The organism is Rhodococcus sp. USK10, assembly GCF_019378875.1.
Taxonomy (GTDB): domain Bacteria; phylum Actinomycetota; class Actinomycetes; order Mycobacteriales; family Mycobacteriaceae; genus Rhodococcus_F; species Rhodococcus_F pseudokoreensis.
Map to the genome: position 1 here is coordinate 3,294,505 of NZ_CP076048.1, position 16,459 is coordinate 3,310,963.

Below are 16,459 nucleotides of genomic sequence, written 5' to 3' on the forward strand. Positions count from 1 at the left end.
TCGGCGAAAAACAGGACTTACGCATCGTCGTCCGCTTCACCTGTAATTCCGTGAGGCTGCCGAGACCGGCCGCCGCATCGTGATGTCCCTCACTCTAATCCGGATAACCAGATCATTACAAGACGTCTTGTCGCAAATTAATTTCAGCGGAAGGCGACCGGAAGTGTCGTCCGGCCACGCAGCTCGAAGCTGGTGTTCCACTCGGCCTCGCCCGCTCGCCGAAGGTTCGGAAAGCGTGAAAGCAGCTTGGTGAACGCGATCTCGGTTTCCAGTCGCGCGAGTGCTGCACCGATGCATACATGGATGCCGATCCCGACTCCCAGGTGCCGGTTGGGCTTGCGATCGATCCGGAACTCCTCCGGATCCGCGAACTGCAACGGATCTCGGTTCGCCGCCGGCATCAGCGGGATGACGGCCTCGCCGGCCTTGATGAGCTGGCCACCGAGCACCGTGTCCTTGATCGCCGTGCGCCCGGTGAACTGTACCGGGCCGACATAGCGCAGGCACTCTTGCACAGCCGAAGTCGCGAGGTCGGGGTCGTTGCGGAGCCACTCCATGTCCTCGGGACGGTCAAGCAGTACATCGAGGCCGTTACCGATGAGGTTCACGGTCGTGATGTGACCCGCCTCCATCATGAGGTGGATGGTGTCGATCATCTCGGCATGCGTCAGGTTGTCCTCCTGCTGTGACACCAACAGGGAGCTGATGAGGTCCTCGCCTGGCTGCTTCCTCTTCTTCTCGATCACGTCCTCGACGAAATCGCGCAGGCGGCGCCCGTGGGCAGCGGTGCGCTCCAGCGTCTCTTTGGTCGCATTGGGGTCGTGCGCGGGGCTCCCCTTGTCCGCCAGAGCCAGCGCCAAGAACTCGTCCTGGTCCTCATGGGGCACCCCCAGGAGTTCAGCGATCGCGTAGACCGGCAGCGGGTAGGCGTAGTCGGCGATGGCGTCCATGCCCTCGTTGCCTTCGACCTGGTTCAGCAGTCGTTCGGCGATGCCCTCCACACGATCCTTGAGCCGCTTGAGACCGCGCGTCGAGAAGGCGGGCGCCGAGCCCTTGCGTAGACGTGTATGTTCGGGCGGCTCGGTCGTCACCATCGTCGGGCCCTTGAACGCCTGGTACCGCTCGCCATCCACCGGCCGCTCGGTCATGTGCGGCTTGTCGATGTTGTACTGGGCGGACGAGAAGTTCTCGTGATCCCGCAGCACCAGGGCGACGTCGTCATACCGCGTCGCGAACCACAACCCGCGCTTCGTGTTCCAGTGCATCGGTTCGGTCTCGCGCATCATCGTGTAGACGGCGATCGGATCGTCGACATGCGCAGGATCCCAGGGGTCGAAGCCGGACAGCAGGCCGCCGACCTTGGACGACAGAATGTCGGTCATTGATGTTCCTCTCGGTTGGAAAGATCCGCGCGGTACGGGTTCCGGCCCGGTGCGCCGAGACCGCCGAGCAGTCATCAACGTAATGGAGCCAGATTTCTCAGTGAGTGTGCGCCCGCATCGAACTGCTGCGCTCAGCCGTGATCATATTCGAGTCGTTCGAGACGAGGAAGACAACCAGAGGGCGATGTCCTCGACGTCGTACGACGGTCAGATGGGACCGCGGTGGCTGTGGAAAGGCTCCCGCGTGAAGTTCTGGTTGACGGTCTGCGTTCTCACCCGCTCCTTATCACTTGATACCGGAGGTCTTGTAGGTAAATACGAGATCCGCACCGGTGAGGTCGTATACGTCACACTCTAACGAGTCGGGCCTCATAATTGCAAGACTGGCAGTCGCAAATCTTCTGGATGAGCTTTCTTTCAAATGATCGCGACATAAACTCCCATCACCGTCTTTACGGCCCTTCAAGGAAGGGCGGAGCCGGACCCGAGATGACTTCATACGCCCGTCGTACGCACGATCCGGGTGTGGTGTCGTCGGGTGGGGAGGCGTCGACGGATCCCTGACGGAACACGGCCGGCGCGAGACTCCGACCGGACCGGAGCCGACCCCGAACAATATATAGACAATGAGGATCAAAATACGGCACAATCGCGGCAATCGAAGAGCGCGACACCGCAGTCGGCAGTCCAACCACGACGCGGTACCGCTCCCACCGTTCCAGAGAGGTCCCGCCGTGGCTTTCGTGATCACCCAATCGTGTTGCAACGATGCGTCTTGCGTGTCGGTCTGCCCCGTCAATTGCATCCACCCGACACCGGACGAGGCACCCTTCGCGACGACCGAGATGCTTTACGTCGACGCCGACACGTGTATCGACTGCGGTGCGTGCGCCGACGAGTGCCCCACCGACGCCATCTACGCCGACCACGAACTCACCGAGGACCAGGAGCCGTACCAGCAGCTCGCCACCGAGTACTACGAGCGGTACCCCATCGGGCCGGAGTGGCCGACTGGCCGGGACCACGTCAACGCCCCCGTAGATCTGGGTACTCTGCGAGTCGCCATCGTCGGCTCGGGCCCTTCTGCCTGCTACGCGGCCCTCGACCTGACGTCCCGCGCCCGTGTGGAGGTGAGCATGTTCGACCGCCTCCCCACCCCGTACGGGCTGGTCCGCAGCGGCGTCGCCCCGGACCACACCAGCACCAAGGCTGTGGGCGACCTGTTTCGCCGCGCGCTCGGCCACAAGAACACGGAATGCCACTTCGGGGTCGAGATCGGCACCGATCTCACCCATGCCGAGTTGCTGGCCCACCACCACGCCGTCATCTACGCCGTCGGCGCCGCAGGTGACAGGCGCGCGGGTATCGAGGGCGAGGACCTGCCGGGTTCCCACGCAGCCACCGAGTTCGTCGCCTGGTACAACGGTCATCCCGACTATGCGGACCGGGTGTTCGACCTGTCCGGTGAGCGTGCCGTGATCATTGGCAACGGCAATGTCGCCCTCGATATCGCGCGGATCCTCGTAACCGACCCCAAGGACCTGGCCCGGAGTGAGATTGCGGAACACGCCGTGGCCGCGCTACGCGGCTCCGCGATCCGTGAGGTTGTCATCGTTGGGCGACGAGGTGCGGTGCAGGCCGCTTTCACGACACCCGAACTCATGGCCCTCGGCAACCTCGAGGGCGTCGACATCGTCGTCGAAGACAACGAACTCGCCCTCGATCCATCCACGCAGGCGTCGCACGACGACCCGAACACCGAACCCCGGATCCGCTGGAAAGTAGGCCAACTCGAGAAGTACGCGCAGCGGCCGGTCACACCGGGCAACAAACGTATCGTGCTCCGCTTTCTCTCGTCCCCGATCGAGCTCACGGGGAACGGGAAGGTGGAGGCGATCACCCTGGAACGCACCGCACTCACGACAGTGGACGGTCGGGCAGTGGCGTCGGGCACCGGCGTGCTGGAGACTCTCGAAACCGGTCTCGTCCTGCGTTCTATCGGGTACCGGGGGAAACCGATACCCGACCTGCCGTTCGACGACCGCCGCGGCACGATCCCCAACGATGGTGGCCGTGTAGTCGACCCCGCCACCGGCAATCCCGTAACCGGGGTGTACACCGCCGGCTGGATCAAGCGCGGTCCGAGCGGCGTGATCGGCACGAACCGACTGTGTTCGGAACAGACCGTGGACGGCCTGATCGAGGACTTCGTCGCGGGCCGTCTCGTGCCGCCGGTCGGCGGGCGAGAGAAACTTGCCGCACTCGTCGCGGAACGCGCTCCGCAGTATGTCGACTATGAGGGCTGGCAGCGGATCGACGAGCGCGAACGCGCCGCGGGCCGGACCGACGGCCGGTCGCGCACCAAGTTCGTCACCACTGCCGACCTGCTGCGGGCCTCGATGCCCCCAGCCTGACGGCACCGATGGTCGATGTGTTCCGGTCGTCCCTTCACCGGTGTCGACGCGTGTTCGAACACGATTTTCGCCCTCACCAGCAGCTGCGCCCGGCGGCCTCTGCCGCCGCCGACCCGTGGGCTACCGCCGCATTGGGGCCGGGGGCGAACCGCGTACTCCGCGGCTGAGCGATCTTCCACAATGCAACCGGCACCAAACTGCGAAGAAAACTCATGCATCATGAGTCACTTCAATCACAAGAGCTCCGCGCTGATGGAGACGTCCCCACCCGGGCGCGCTATAGGTGAGGACTGAAACGCCAGCCGTGTCGTAGATCGACCCACCATCCAGCCCCGGATTCGAGCAGGCGATGCGGTTGCGGTGCAGCTGGTTTCGGTCTATTGATGCCGGTGAGTCATGTTCGCCAGCTGTCGGTGCCATCGCCCCGGCGCACCCTGAGGTCTACAGGTCTGGATCGTCGTCGTCCCGGCCCCGCGAACGGTCGCGGGCGCGAGCGCGGGGTTCGCTCGCAATCGCGTATGCCGTCTCAGCCCTGTACGCCGTGCGCCGCGTGGGCGCTGGTCGCGGACTGGTGCACAAAGCACCGGTTGAGCCGGCTTGCTGTCAGCGCGGGCCAGGCAGTCCGCACCGAAGACGTGTTGACTACGAAGTTATTCAAATTCGTCCGCGCGATTCCAAACCCGACAATGCCCCCTTGGCCATTCGCTGGAGCACGCCCGAGATGCCCGAAGGACGAGTGGTTCCCTCGGGACGGGACTGTCCGACGAGATCAGGCCATGCACTGCGCGAACTGCCGCCGCGAGTTCTTCTCGCGCATGGCCGGGATAGTTGGCATCAAGCGCGCGGATCCAACGATCGATGTACCTGCGCTAACGCCTCGTGATGTTTGCGCGGTACACCTGCGACAACGTCGCCTGCTCACGGTTCCAGTTGGTTGTGTGCTCGGGATTGTCGATCGAGAATTCCACATGTGCGGCGATGAGGCCTTCGAAATCCGCCTGTGGGGGAATCAATCGGTTCGCCGATCCGAATCAGCAGAGCATCGAGGAGGCGATCGACGAGCGCGGCGAGGACCTCGTCCTTAGTGGAGAAATGGCGGTAGACAGCAGAACCGGTGATACCCGCAGCGGCGGCGATCGCACCGACCCCGACGCCATCAAAACTCCGCCCGAAGAACGGCAGGGTCACCGCAGGACGACGAAGACGATCGTTTCCAGGTCCGGTGATCGGAAAACGTGGGGGCAACGTCGGGTCGACCCGTCTGTACCGCACGCGGGCTGGGACTCCTCTAGCCGGTGACGAGACCCCACAGGCCGTCGCGGCCGGCGGCGAGCGCAGCGTCGGTCAGCTTGTCGTCCCAGTAGTGAACGGACCCGAACTCCGACCGCCAGGCCAGTGCCGGCTTGGTGAACTCGTGAAGCCGGTGCTCGCGGGTCGTGCCGATCGCTCCGTGCACCTGATGGGCGTTGCGCACGACGACCGACGCGGCGTGCCCGGCACACGACCGGGCGACCGCAATGGAGAACTCGAGACCTGTTGCCGCCCACTGGGTGCGCACCGCCGCGGCGAGCGCGGCCTCGGTGGCCGCCCGGGCCAGCGCAGCCTCCGCCGCGATATCGGCCACCAGGTTCTGCACCGCCTGGAACTTGGCGAGTGGACGACCGAACTGCGACCGTTCACCCGCGTGGGCCACCGACAGCTCGACGATCCGGTCGAGTGCAGCGCACGTCTGCAGAGCCCGGATCAGCGCACCACGCAGGAAGAACTGCCGAACGACCGACTCGTCGACGGCGACGCCGGACAGCGCTTCCAGGTCGATGCGCACGGTGTCACGTGGCTCCTCGGCCAGGTTGACACCCTCGGTGATCTCGAAGACGCCCGTCGCGAGATCGGCTACGCGGTAGGTGTTTCCGTCGTGCCACACGGTGACGATCCGCTCGGCCTCGCGTGCCCACGGCACACCCGACGCGGCACCGTAGGCGCCCAGCACGGCCACTGTGCGCCGCGATGTGCCGACCGGCATACCGGCCGTCTCGAGGAGCCACCCGGCGAGGAGGTCGTGTTCGGCGACGGGCACCCGGACACCGTTGCAGACCGCGGCCTGGATCAGTTCGGCCGCCTCGAGCCAGCTTCCGCCACTCCCGCCCGTGGCCTCGGAGCCGGTGAGGCGGACCAGGCCCAGTTCGTCGAGCTGCGCCCAGAGCGTGGTGTCCCAGCGGGCCGCGCCGATCGCCGGTTCGTGTTGCTGCCGGTGCCGCGCGAAGACCGCGGACATCATGTCGACGAGATCTGTGTCGATCGTCGTTGCGGTGGTCATCAGCGCATCCCCAATCCTCGTGCGATCACGCCGCGCAGAACTTCGTTGGTGCCGCCACGGAGCGTGAATCCCGGACGTTGGACGACGGCGCTCTCGAGCATCGCCGCGTACTCCGCCTGCTCGGCGGACGGGTCGCCGGTGAGCAGATCGGCGAAATCGGCGATATCACCCTCGGTGGAGGTTCCCAGGACCTTGACGACCGCCGCCGCGGTATCCGCCGGTTCGTGCCGTCCGAGTGCTCCGGCCACGGCTGTCGACATCTGGTGCAACCCGGCGATCCGCGCCACATACCGGCCCACGTCGGTGTGCCGGGGCAACGCCTCACGGCGCATCTGTTCGGCGGACTCCGCGAGCAGAGGAAACGTCGACAGGAAGCGCTCCGGTCCGCTGCGTTCGAAACTCAGCTCGGAGGTGACCTGCTGCCATCCGTTGCCGATGGTACCGAACACCATCTCGTCCGGAACGAATACGTCGTCGAGGATGACCTCGTTGAAGTGGTGCCCGCCGTTCATCGAGACGATCGGGCGGACGTCGACGCCCGGAGAATGCAGGTCGACGATGAACTGGCTGAGACCGTCGTGCCGGTGCGCAGGATCGACCGGGGCGGTTCGTGCCAGGCAGATGAACATGTGCGCGCGGTGCGCACCCGAGGTCCACACCTTCGTTCCGGTGACGGACCATCCCCCGTCGACGCGGGTGGCCTTGGTGCGGACGCTGGCGAGGTCGGAGCCGGAGTCCGGTTCGCTCATGCCGATTCCGAAGTAGCAGTCGCCGCTCGCAATGGCGGGCAGGAATCTGTGTTTCTGGACCTCGGTGCCGTACTTCAGCAAGGAGGGGACGATCTGCCGATCGGCGATCCAGTGCGCGGACACCGGCATGCCGGCCGCGAGCAGTTCCTCGGTGACGACGAATCGCTCCAGGTGGCTGCGGCTGTGCCCGCCGTATTCGCTCGGCACGGTCATGCCGAGCCAGCCGCGGGCCGCGAGCGCCAGGGTGAAGTCCTCGTCCCACCCGGCCAGCCAGCAGTCGACCTGCCGGCGGACGCGACCGTCGGCGAGGCACTCGGCGATGAAGTCGCGGACTTCGCGGCGTAACTCGTCCATGGCGTGCGGATCGTCCGACACCGGGGGAACCAATCGAGAAGTGTTCATGTGCAGGCTTTCGGGATCGGGAAGCGTGGGCGCGGGCGGTGGCCCGCGGGAATCGGGGTACTCAGGGGCCGACTTCGACGATCACCGCCGAGGCCATCCCGCCGCCGGCGCACATCGCGGCCACGCCGGTGCCACCACCGCGGCGCCCGAGTTCGTGGACGAGGGTCGTCAGCATGCGCGCGCCGGTCGCCGCCACGGGGTGCCCGAGGGAGCACCCGCTGCCGAACGGGTTGACGCGGTCCTCGTCGAGATTCAGCGCGCGGCAGGCCGCGATCGGAACCGAGGCGAACGCCTCGTTGATCTCCCACAGGTCGATGTCGGTGACCGACATACCTGTGCGGGACAACGTCTTCCGGACCGCGTCGACCACGGCGAGTCCGGTGCGCACGGGGTCGACACCGACCGAGGCTCCGCCCCGGATCGTCGCGAGGGCGGGCAGGCCGTCGGCGTCGACGACATCCGAAGACGTGATCATGAGCGCGGCAGCGGCGTCGTTGATCCCGCTGGCATTGCCTGCGGTGACGCTGAAACTGGGGATCTCGGGGTGCAGCACCCGCAGCGACGCGAGTTTCGCGGCGTCGGTCGTGGCGCGCGGGTGCTCATCGGTATCGAAAATTCGTACCGTGCCGTCCGCTGCGGGCACCGACAGCGGCACGATCTCGTCGGCGAACACGCCCTTCTCGATCGCCGCCAGCGCGCGTCGATGCGAGCGCAACGCCCACGCGTCCTGGTCCTCCCGCGAAATTCCACTGAGGCGCGCTGCGTTCCAGCCCACGGTGACGGACATGTCGTCGGCGGGCGCGTCGGTGGCCGGCCGGTGCGACTGGAACAGCCACGCGGTGTCCGGGTCCTCACGGAGCCGCAGAATGGGTGCGGTGGAGGAGGATTGGACGCCGCCGGCGATGATCGAGCGTTCGCCGCCACCGCGCACCCCGGCCGCGGCGAGGAGTACGCTGCTGAGCCCGCCGGCGCAGTGCCGGTTCACCGCCAGGCCCGGCACGTGCGTCAGGCCGGCGTCGATCGCGGAGAAGCGTGCGATATCACCTCCGCCGTGGAGTGATTCGGCGAGGATGACGTCGTCGACCAGATCGGGTGCGACGCCCGATTCCTTCAGCGCCGCCGTGATGACCGGAACGGTCAGTACATCGGGCTGCGTGCGCGCCAGGCTGCCCTTGAACGCCGTCCCGATTGCAGTGCGGACGGCGGAGGTGACGATGGCCTCGACCATGAGGGCTCCTTCGTGTCGGTGATGCCTGATCCCGGCGCGACGGGCAGAACGATCGTTCTCCGATCGGCGCCGGGAAGTGCGGGATCTAGAGGTCCAGGATCAGCCGGGAGGTGCACGAACGCCCGACGCAGATCATCATCGTCTCGTTCGCCTCGCGTTCCTCGTCCGACAGCACGGAGTCGCGGTGCTCGGGAACCCCACCGAGAACACGCGTTTCACATGTTCCGCAGAATCCCTCCTCGCACGACGCGGGCGCGTCAGGAACTACCTCTCGGACCGCTTCGAGGATCGTGATGTCCTCCGTGACCTGCACGGTCGTACCGGTTCGCTCGAGCACGACCTCGAAGGAGGTGTTGTCTCCCGCCTCGGCCGGTTCGCTCGACGCCCCGAATCGTTCGAAGTGCAGCGACGAGTTGCGCCCGGCCTCCGTGCACACGTCCTCGAGTGCCCGGAGCAGGCCCTCCGGCCCGCACGCGTAGATCAGGGCGTCGGGATTCGTCGCCGCAACCTCGGCTGCCAGGTCCGGAAGTCCGCGCTCGTCGTGCGCGACGATGTCGACCGACTCCGCACCGAATCCCGTGGCCCGCTCCACGAACGCCATCGACGAACGGCTGCGTCCGCCGTACACGAGCCGCCACGTCGCGCCCTGGTCGGCCGCGGCGCGAATCATCGGGAGGATCGGCGTGATGCCCACTCCCCCGGCGACGAACAGGTACGACGGCGCGGGACGCAACTCGAAGTGGTTCCGCCGATCGCGTGCCACGAGCACGTCGCCGACCTGGACGGACGAGTGCAGTTCGATCGAGCCGCCGCGGGATTCGGGTTCCCGCAGCACCGCGATCTCGTACGCGGAGCCGTCGGCGGGATCGCCGCACAGCGAGTACTGCCGGATCAGGCCCGACGGCAGGACCAGGTCCAGGTGGGAACCCGGCTCCCAGGCCGGCAGTGCGGTGCCGTCCTCGGCGGCGAGCCGGAATCCGCGGACGCAGTCGGACACGTCGACCGCCTCCACGACCTGCAACCGCAGCGCTTCGTCGTTCACGTCGTCCCCGCTTTCGCCCGCGGTGCTCTCGAATCGAGTCTGTGCCTCGTCGATGGTCATTGCTCACCTGCCCAGGAAATGATCTCGTCGGCGGTCTGCCGTCGGGTGCGGAAGTCGTTGACCGGATCCGAGGTGTCGGCGTACCCGAACGAGATGCCGAGCAGAATCATCCGCTCCTCCGGGATGCCGAAGAAGTCCCGGATGAACGGGGCCTGGCTGGCCATGGCGGCCTGGGGAACGGCCCCGATGCCGCGGGCCTGTGCGGCGAGGAGGAAGCTCTGCACGAACAGTCCGCAGTCCACCGCGCCGTAGACGCCGAGGTTGCGCTCGGTGGTCACGATCGCGACGTGCGGAGCCCCGAACAGCGAGAAGTTCTCGAACATCTGCCGGCGGGACGCGACGCGGTCGCCCTTGGCGATGCCGACGCTCTCGTAGAGCTGGAACCCGCACTCGCGGCGGCGGGCCAGGTACTGGCCCTCGTAGCCCGCCGGAAACGTGAAATCGGGTTCGTCCTCGAACTTCTCACCGACGTGCTCGCTGAGGCCCTTGCGAAATCGTTCGGTCTCCTCACCCTCGGTGACGATCACGTTCCACGGTTGCGTGTTGCACCAGGACGGGGCGTGGCTCGCGTCCGCGACGATCGACCGGATGACGTCGCGGTCGACGGGTTCCGGCCGGTAGCTGCGGCAGCTACGGCGCTCCTCGAGCAGGGTGGAGAGGACATCGGCAGGCGTCGAGTTGATCAGGTCCATGAAGGGTTCCCACATTCGGTCGGACTCTCGGGAGAGTCGGTGTCGTGTTCGGCGGTTCAGCCGGCGGAGCCGGCGAGGGCACGACGGTCGTACAGTGCCCGGATCTCTTCCTGGTAGCGGTCGGCGACACCCTTGCGGCGGATCTTGAGGGTCGAGGTGACCTCGTTTCCGCCCGGTGTCCACGTGTCGGTGACGATGTGAAACCTCTTGATCTGCTCGACGCGTGAGAGCCCCTGGTTCGCGGTCTCGACGTCCTCCTCGACGACGGCGAGGATCCGCGCGTCGGTGGCCAACTCCTCCAGCGGAGCGGGTTCGATGCCGTTGTCGGCGCAGTGTGTGGCGAGAGCGTCCGGGTCCAGGGTCAGCAACGCCACGATGTAGGGCCTACCCTCGCCGATCGCGACGGCGGTCGACAGCAACCGGCCGTGCTTGCGGAGTTCACCCTCGATCAGCACCGGGGACATGTTCTTGCCTGCGGCGTTGATGATGAGTTCCTTCTTGCGGTCGACGATCGTCAGGTAGCCGTCGGCGTCCCGCGTCGCGATGTCACCGGTGTGCAGCCAGCCGTCGCCGTCGATCGCCTCGGCGGTGGCCTCCGGCATGTCGCGGTAGCCGACCATGACACCGGGCCCCTTGACGAGGATCTCGCCGTCGTCGGCGAGGCGGACCTCCTGCCCGTCGAGGGGGACGCCGATCGTTCCGAAGCGCACGCCGTCCGGCGGGTTGGTGGTGCACACGCCGCCGTTCTCCGACATGCCGTACGACTCACCCAGCGGAACCCCCACGGCGTGGAAGAACTCCATCAGTTCCCGCGCCACGGGGGCGCCGCCGATGATCGCGGCCGCGATCCGGTCGAGGCCGACCAGTGCTCGGATGTCGCGCATGACGGCGATCTCCGCCTCGTCCGCCTTCTCGTCCCGCCGGACGCGTTCGAGACCCCGCTCGAGGGCGGCGGTGAGCTCCGCACGGTGGGCCGGGTCGCTCTGCGCGGCAATCTCGGCCTGGATGCGCGACCTCAGCTTCTCCCACATGCGCGGTGGGGAGAAGAACAGGCCCGGGCGAACTTTCAGCATGCCGTCGAGGACCTCGGAGTGGTCGGTGAGCAGCGTCATCTGGAAGCCGCGCAGAATCTGCCCGTAGTGGTCCATGTTCCGCGCGGCGATGTGGGCCATCGGCAGGTACGACATCTGCGCGGAGCCGAACGGCAGACCCATCCGCTCCATGTAGGTGCCGACCGCCCACAGGATGTTGCCGTGTGTGAGCTGGACGCCCTTCGACACACCGGTCGTCCCGGACGTGTAGATCATCGTCGCGAGGTCGGACGAGGACACCTGCCGCCAGCGCGCCTCGAAGTCGAAGTCGGCGGGTGTCGCGGCGACGTGGTCGGCCCACGCGTGCCGGCCACCCGCGGCCTCGTCGATGACCGTGACGTGCTCGATAAGGCCTGCGGCCTGCTCCGCCTGCGCGCCGTACGCGCGCTCGGTGACCAGGACCCGGGCGCCGGAGTTGGTGAGTAGGTACTCGATGAACTGCGGCGGCGCGGTGTTGTAGACCGAGACCGTGCGGGCACCCAGGTGCAGGGCCGCGAGGTCGAACCAGTGGAACTCGGGGCGGGTGGAGAACAGGAGTGCGACGCAGTCACCCGGGCCCACTCCCATGGCCGCGAGCGCACCCGCGGTTTCCTCGACCTTGCGGGCGTATTCACCCCAGGTGATGTCTGCGAACGACCCGTCGAACGACGTGAACGCAATCCGGTCCCGGTAGCGCGCGGCGCTGTCCTGGAAACGGGCGCACAGACTCGCCGGAGCGGAGTCCGGGGCGAGGACGGAACCTTCTCGACCACTGTCAGCGTGCACTTCGGTCTCTCCTGTTCATTTCCGAAAGCTCTACTCGAGTACGAGCGCGGCGGACCGTCACGCGTACACGCCTGCGACGGCGCCGTGGTCCATCACGGCGGTCACGTAGCGGTCGCTCATGATCCGGCTGCGCTCGAAGGGTTGCATCACCTTGGGTGTCATCGTCCACATCAGTCCGTGGACGAGGTGCCGGACGTAGTCGGCCCACGCCTCGTCGAACGGGATCCGCGGTCCGCCTGCCGCCGCGAGCTGGTCCAGGTAGTCCCGGAGGAGGTCCTGTTCGCTGCTCCTGCGGTCCTCGACCGACAACGCACCGGAGAGGAAGTAGGCGACGTCGTAGGACCACGGTCCGAAGCAGTAGCACTGCCAGTCGATGAAGCCGAGGTCGCCGCCCGGACGCAGGAACGTATTGCCGAGGTGTGCGTCGCCGTGCTGCAGGGAGTGCACGGCGACGTCGTCCGACTCCCACACGGACTTGAACGCCCGGTACAGCAGCTCCGGGTTCTGAAGCTTCGCGGGGTACTGGGGCGCACCCTCCTGCGCGAAGTGCGAATTCCAGTACTTCTCCCGGTAGAAGAGCTTCGCGGCCTTGCGGTTGATGCTGCCGACGCCGACGCCCGGAAGGTCGGCTGCGGTCTTCCCCCAGGTGGCGGCGTGCCACTTCGCCTGGTGACGCAGTCCGCTCGCGACCTGATCGACGGTCAGGACGTCGCCCGGCTCGACGAACGTCGATCCCGCCGCGGCGATGTCTTCGAGGACGATCAGTCCCCTGTCGCCGTTCCGGTCGACGCCGGCGTAGTAGCACTCGGGCGCCGACGACTCGAAGAGGTGGCGCAGTTCCCCGTAGAACCGGGCCTCCATCGTGTGGATCGCGTCGTCGGAGACGTCGTCGAGCCGACGATCCAGGCCGCCCTTGACGCACAGGTTGCGGGACAGCGGGACGTCCGGCTGTCCGGAGTAGGTGGCCTCGAGGAGCACCTTCGTGGCTGTGCCCCAGATGATCTTGGTGACCTCGAGGTGCTCGACCGTCAGCGTCGGGTTCTGCAGGCGGAGGGCCCCGGTGAGCCACGCGGCCGTGATCTCGTCCGGCGCGCTCGGCTGGAAATCGGAAGTATCAAGCATGAAACCGGAGTCTCCTCGACTGTCGGCGCGAATATAATTGAGACTGCTAGGTTCAATATAGGAACCGCACGCAGCGCCGTCAAGCCACCCGCGTTACCTGACTCACATCCTGCACCGCACGGTGAGTCGATCCACATACCGCCCGGAATTCGCCGGGACCACCCGTTCCACACCGCCGGGAGACACCGTGCCGAGCATCGAAGAACGCCTGATCAGGCTCGAGGACATCGAGCGAATCCGTCGCCTGAAAGCCGAGTACTGCAACGTCTGCGACGATCACCACGATCCGGACGCGATCGTCCGGCTCTTCGCCGCCGACGGCATCTGGGAGGCCGACGGACTCGGCGCATACCGGGGTCACGACGAGATTCGCCGGGCATTCGAGCGTTTCGGGCAGTCCATACGCTTCTCGCAGCACAACACGACGAATCTCGACATCACGGTGACCGGGAACACTGCGCGCGCAACGTGGCATTTCGTGGGCGTCGTCGACTTCCACGACGGCCCCGCCCGGCTCACGCTCGCGCGATACGACGAGCGGTACGTCAAAATCGACGGCGATTGGAAGTTCGCGCACCTGAGCGCCGTGCGACTCGCCCACCACGAGCTTCCTGACCTGCAGAGATGACGGAACCGCCCGTGCGTGACGCACGGGCGGTCCGGTGATCGGCGAAACGGGCGGAAGTCCCGGGTCAGGCGTCGCCGTGGACGAGCCCGAACGGGCGGCCGTCCTCCATCCGGTCCGTGACCTCGATCCAGCCGGCACCGGACTTGCCGTTGATCTGCACGTTCGCGAGATGCTCGACGATGCGCAGCACCTCGTCACCCTTCGTGTGCCGGAGCGGGAGACGGCACGTCGGCTGGTAGGTCGCCTCGAACACGTCGCCGTCCGGCAGCGGGATCGTGACGTCCGCGCCGGCCAGCCAGTAGTCCGGGGCGCCGTCGTACCGGCATTTCACGCTCATCTCCGTGACCACGTGCGGCGTACCGTCCTTCAGGACGATGCCCGCGACCGCGGGTTCGGGTGTGCCGACCTGCATCGCGACGACGGAGAACAGGTTGCCGGCATCGAGCTGGCCGTACACCCACCGCCAGCAGTCGATCGACTGCCAGTTGCGCACGCCCCACGAGTGATCGCGGAAACCGAATCCGCGAATTCGTTTCTCCTGACCGTCGATTCGGACGATCCCGGTCACCTGTCCGACGCCGGCATAGTGGTCCTTGGCGACCGAGTCGCCGCCGTGATACGTGCCGTCCGTCGACGTGCGGTACGGCGGGGCCAGGTCGGCCCACGACAGGTCGAACGCGACCTTCTCCTTCGGCGAGTTACGGAATGCCGTACCCGGATCCGCGAATTCCGTGCCGTCGGCGAGGTGGCTCAGTTCGCCGTCGAACGAGATCGACCAGCCCCCGCCGGTCCCTTCCGAGGCGAAGTCGAGGTCCCCGGCCTGCCATCGGAGGTTGTCGGTGATCTTCGCTTTCCGGAAACCGACCAGCGCGTCACCCGTGCTGCGCAACTGGAGCGCCGTTACCTCGGCGAAACCCTCGTTGACCCGGCGGCCGATGCGGAACAGCGCCCCGGCCGAACCGTCCTCTTCGACGACGTGGAAGAAGGCCGACTCGTTCCAGTTCGACTCCGGGCCGGGATCGTGCATCGCCTCGTCGGCCGCGACGACGTTGAAGAATGCGGACTGTGCATCCATGTTCTGTTCCTCTCGACCGGATTCAGTTGACCGCGGTGTTCTCGGCGACTCCGCGCGAACCCACCTGACCCTTCCACGAGGATCCCGGCTCGATCATCTTCTCCGCGGCGCGGATCTCCTCGTACGAGAAGTTCCGGCCCAGGCCGATCGGGGTCTCACCCTTCGCGTACTTGCGCGCGGCGTCGAGTATCAGGCGGCGCATGCGGATGATGGCCAGGTCCGACGTGCCCAGGTGCTCGCGGCTGCGGTCCTCGATGGGACCCATGCTCTCCTGGATGCCGAGGTCCTCGACCTGGTTGCCGGTCATGCCGCTGAAGCTGAATTTGTCGCCGTGCTTCTTGCGGTCCATCAGGTCCCGGTCCTGCCGCCACATGTTCCCCGTGTGGAAGTCCATGTGAAAGTTTTCGTCGAGTTCGCCGACGCCGGACCATTCCAGAATCTTGGCGCGGTAGTCGGGCTCGATGTTCTCGTCGTCGAGACGGGCGTGGATGAAGTAGAAGATGGTGTTCTCGTCGTCGACCGGCACGAACACCTGCGAGAACACCCAATTCTCCGGTGCCGAGAACAGCGCCCAGGACGGGGCGACGAACTGCGTCGTGCGCACGTACTTCTTGTGCTCGCCGTCGACGAGTGCATCGCGGATGCCTGCGTAGTGGAACCCGTAGGGCAGGTTCTCGACCTCGAGACGGGGCGCCCCGTCGGTCAGCTGGAAGTTGAGCAGGCCGCCGCCGCCGGTGTAGTCGCCGCCCTCGGCCAGGCGCCGGTTGAGGTCGTTGTGCAGGAAGTTGGAGTGGGCCGAGTCGATGGCCCCCTCGAGGGCCTGAGCCCAGTTGCATCGCTGCGCCACCCGAATCGTGTAGATCTGCTCGGGCCTACGAGCGGTCCACTCGAACGCCGGAAACTCCGGCTCGGCCTTCGGGTCACCGAAGTACGCCCAGATCAAACCGCCCGCCTCACGCACCGGGTACCCGATGTGCCGGATCTTGTCCTTGAACGTGCTGTCCGCCGGCTCCGACGGCGTCTCCACCACCTTTCCGGTCCGATCCACCCGCCACCCGTGATACAGGCACTGCAGAGCGCAATTCTCGTTGCGCGCCAACGCCAACGACGCACCCCGGTGCGGGCACGCCTCGTTCAGCACCCCGACCTTGCCCTCCGCGTCCCGGAACGCCACGTACTTGCCGCCGAGAATCTTGATCCGCCGCGGAGCACCGTCCGAGACGACGTCCTCCGACATCAGCACCGGCGTCCAGTACTGACGCATCAAGACACCCATCGGCGCGTCACCCTCGACGCGGGTGAGCAGGTCGTTGTCTTGCTTGTTCAGCATGAGTTCTCTCCAAGTTCGGGGTCTGACGACCGGACTGCGGTTCCAAGTTCGTCGAGGGTGGAGGATCCGTACCTACTCGATGTGCGACTCGGCCGGTGACGCTGGTGATCCATCCCACGCGCTTATTTTGAATATTACCGTCTCATAATAGACGTGGCAAGG

General features: G+C 66.4%; 13 protein-coding genes. 2 read left to right on the plus strand and 11 right to left on the minus strand.

Going from position 1 to position 16,459, the window contains the following annotated elements; genetic code table 11:
* Nucleotides 1-143: 143 nt before the first annotated feature.
* Entirely contained in the window at nt 144-1,382 is a 1,239-nt protein-coding gene (locus tag I1A62_RS22195; protein WP_219459809.1) for a cytochrome P450, read from the minus strand.
* Nucleotides 1,383-2,116: 734 nt separating this feature from the next.
* Between I1A62_RS22195 and I1A62_RS22200 the strand changes: the two genes are divergently transcribed.
* The gene (locus I1A62_RS22200; RefSeq protein ID WP_257890869.1) at nt 2,117-3,796 is read left to right on the plus strand and encodes a 4Fe-4S binding protein; all 1,680 of its coding nucleotides are present in this window, start codon (nt 2,117-2,119) and stop codon (nt 3,794-3,796) included.
* Nucleotides 3,797-4,714: 918 nt separating this feature from the next.
* On the opposite strand, the gene I1A62_RS22205 is transcribed toward I1A62_RS22200, so the two are convergent.
* The 8 genes from I1A62_RS22205 to I1A62_RS22240 form a co-directional block, all read right to left on the minus strand.
* Nucleotides 4,715-4,984, minus strand: coding sequence for a TetR family transcriptional regulator (locus tag I1A62_RS22205; RefSeq protein ID WP_219459812.1), 270 nt, complete (start codon nt 4,982-4,984; stop codon nt 4,715-4,717).
* Nucleotides 4,985-5,084: 100 nt separating this feature from the next.
* Nucleotides 5,085-6,113 (minus strand): acyl-CoA dehydrogenase family protein, encoded by a 1,029-nt coding sequence (locus tag I1A62_RS22210; RefSeq protein ID WP_219459815.1) that lies wholly within the window; start codon nt 6,111-6,113, stop codon nt 5,085-5,087.
* The gene (locus tag I1A62_RS22215; protein ID WP_219459816.1) at nt 6,113-7,264 is read right to left on the minus strand and encodes an acyl-CoA dehydrogenase family protein; all 1,152 of its coding nucleotides are present in this window, start codon (nt 7,262-7,264) and stop codon (nt 6,113-6,115) included. Before I1A62_RS22215 ends, I1A62_RS22210 begins: the two co-directional genes overlap by 1 nt.
* Before the next feature lie 61 nt (nt 7,265-7,325).
* Nucleotides 7,326-8,492 (minus strand): thiolase family protein, encoded by a 1,167-nt coding sequence (locus tag I1A62_RS22220; protein WP_219459818.1) that lies wholly within the window; start codon nt 8,490-8,492, stop codon nt 7,326-7,328.
* 85 nt (nt 8,493-8,577) lie between these two features.
* Nucleotides 8,578-9,594, minus strand: a complete 1,017-nt coding sequence (locus I1A62_RS22225; protein ID WP_219459820.1) for a PDR/VanB family oxidoreductase — start codon at nt 9,592-9,594, stop codon at nt 8,578-8,580.
* Nucleotides 9,591-10,286 (minus strand): nitroreductase, encoded by a 696-nt coding sequence (locus I1A62_RS22230; RefSeq protein ID WP_219459821.1) that lies wholly within the window; start codon nt 10,284-10,286, stop codon nt 9,591-9,593. Before I1A62_RS22230 ends, I1A62_RS22225 begins: the two co-directional genes overlap by 4 nt.
* A 56-nt stretch (nt 10,287-10,342) precedes the next feature.
* Entirely contained in the window at nt 10,343-12,142 is a 1,800-nt protein-coding gene (locus I1A62_RS22235) for a long-chain fatty acid--CoA ligase (protein WP_219459823.1), read from the minus strand.
* A 57-nt stretch (nt 12,143-12,199) separates the two neighbouring features.
* Nucleotides 12,200-13,264: a phosphotransferase gene (locus I1A62_RS22240; RefSeq protein ID WP_219459825.1), complete on the minus strand. Its 1,065-nt coding sequence runs from the start codon at nt 13,262-13,264 to the stop codon at nt 12,200-12,202.
* A 187-nt stretch (nt 13,265-13,451) separates the two neighbouring features.
* On the opposite strand from I1A62_RS22240, the gene I1A62_RS22245 reads away from it, so the two are divergent.
* Complete coding sequence (locus I1A62_RS22245) at nt 13,452-13,892, plus strand: nuclear transport factor 2 family protein (RefSeq protein WP_219459826.1); 441 nt, start codon at nt 13,452-13,454, stop codon at nt 13,890-13,892.
* 64 nt (nt 13,893-13,956) lie between these two features.
* Here the strand turns inward: I1A62_RS22245 and I1A62_RS22250 are convergent, their stop codons facing one another.
* Both I1A62_RS22250 and I1A62_RS22255 read right to left on the minus strand, forming a co-directional pair.
* Nucleotides 13,957-14,967, minus strand: coding sequence for a hypothetical protein (locus I1A62_RS22250; protein WP_219459828.1), 1,011 nt, complete (start codon nt 14,965-14,967; stop codon nt 13,957-13,959).
* 22 nt (nt 14,968-14,989) lie between these two features.
* A complete protein-coding gene (locus tag I1A62_RS22255; protein WP_219459830.1) occupies nt 14,990-16,297 on the minus strand; it encodes a Rieske 2Fe-2S domain-containing protein in 1,308 nt (435 codons plus the stop codon).
* Nucleotides 16,298-16,459: the final 162 nt, after the last annotated feature.

Coding starts and splice junctions, on each gene's coding strand:
- I1A62_RS22195 (WP_219459809.1), bottom strand. CDS start 1,382: ATGACCGACATTCTGTCGTCCAAGGTCGGCGGCCTGCTGTCCGGCTTC.
- I1A62_RS22210 (WP_219459815.1), bottom strand. CDS start 6,113: ATGACCACCGCAACGACGATCGACACAGATCTCGTCGACATGATGTCC.
- I1A62_RS22215 (WP_219459816.1), bottom strand. CDS start 7,264: ATGAACACTTCTCGATTGGTTCCCCCGGTGTCGGACGATCCGCACGCC.
- I1A62_RS22220 (WP_219459818.1), bottom strand. CDS start 8,492: ATGGTCGAGGCCATCGTCACCTCCGCCGTCCGCACTGCAATCGGGACG.
- I1A62_RS22225 (WP_219459820.1), bottom strand. CDS start 9,594: ATGACCATCGACGAGGCACAGACTCGATTCGAGAGCACCGCGGGCGAA.
- I1A62_RS22230 (WP_219459821.1), bottom strand. CDS start 10,286: ATGGACCTGATCAACTCGACGCCTGCCGATGTCCTCTCCACCCTGCTC.
- I1A62_RS22240 (WP_219459825.1), bottom strand. CDS start 13,264: ATGCTTGATACTTCCGATTTCCAGCCGAGCGCGCCGGACGAGATCACG.
- I1A62_RS22250 (WP_219459828.1), bottom strand. CDS start 14,967: ATGGATGCACAGTCCGCATTCTTCAACGTCGTCGCGGCCGACGAGGCG.
- I1A62_RS22255 (WP_219459830.1), bottom strand. CDS start 16,297: ATGCTGAACAAGCAAGACAACGACCTGCTCACCCGCGTCGAGGGTGAC.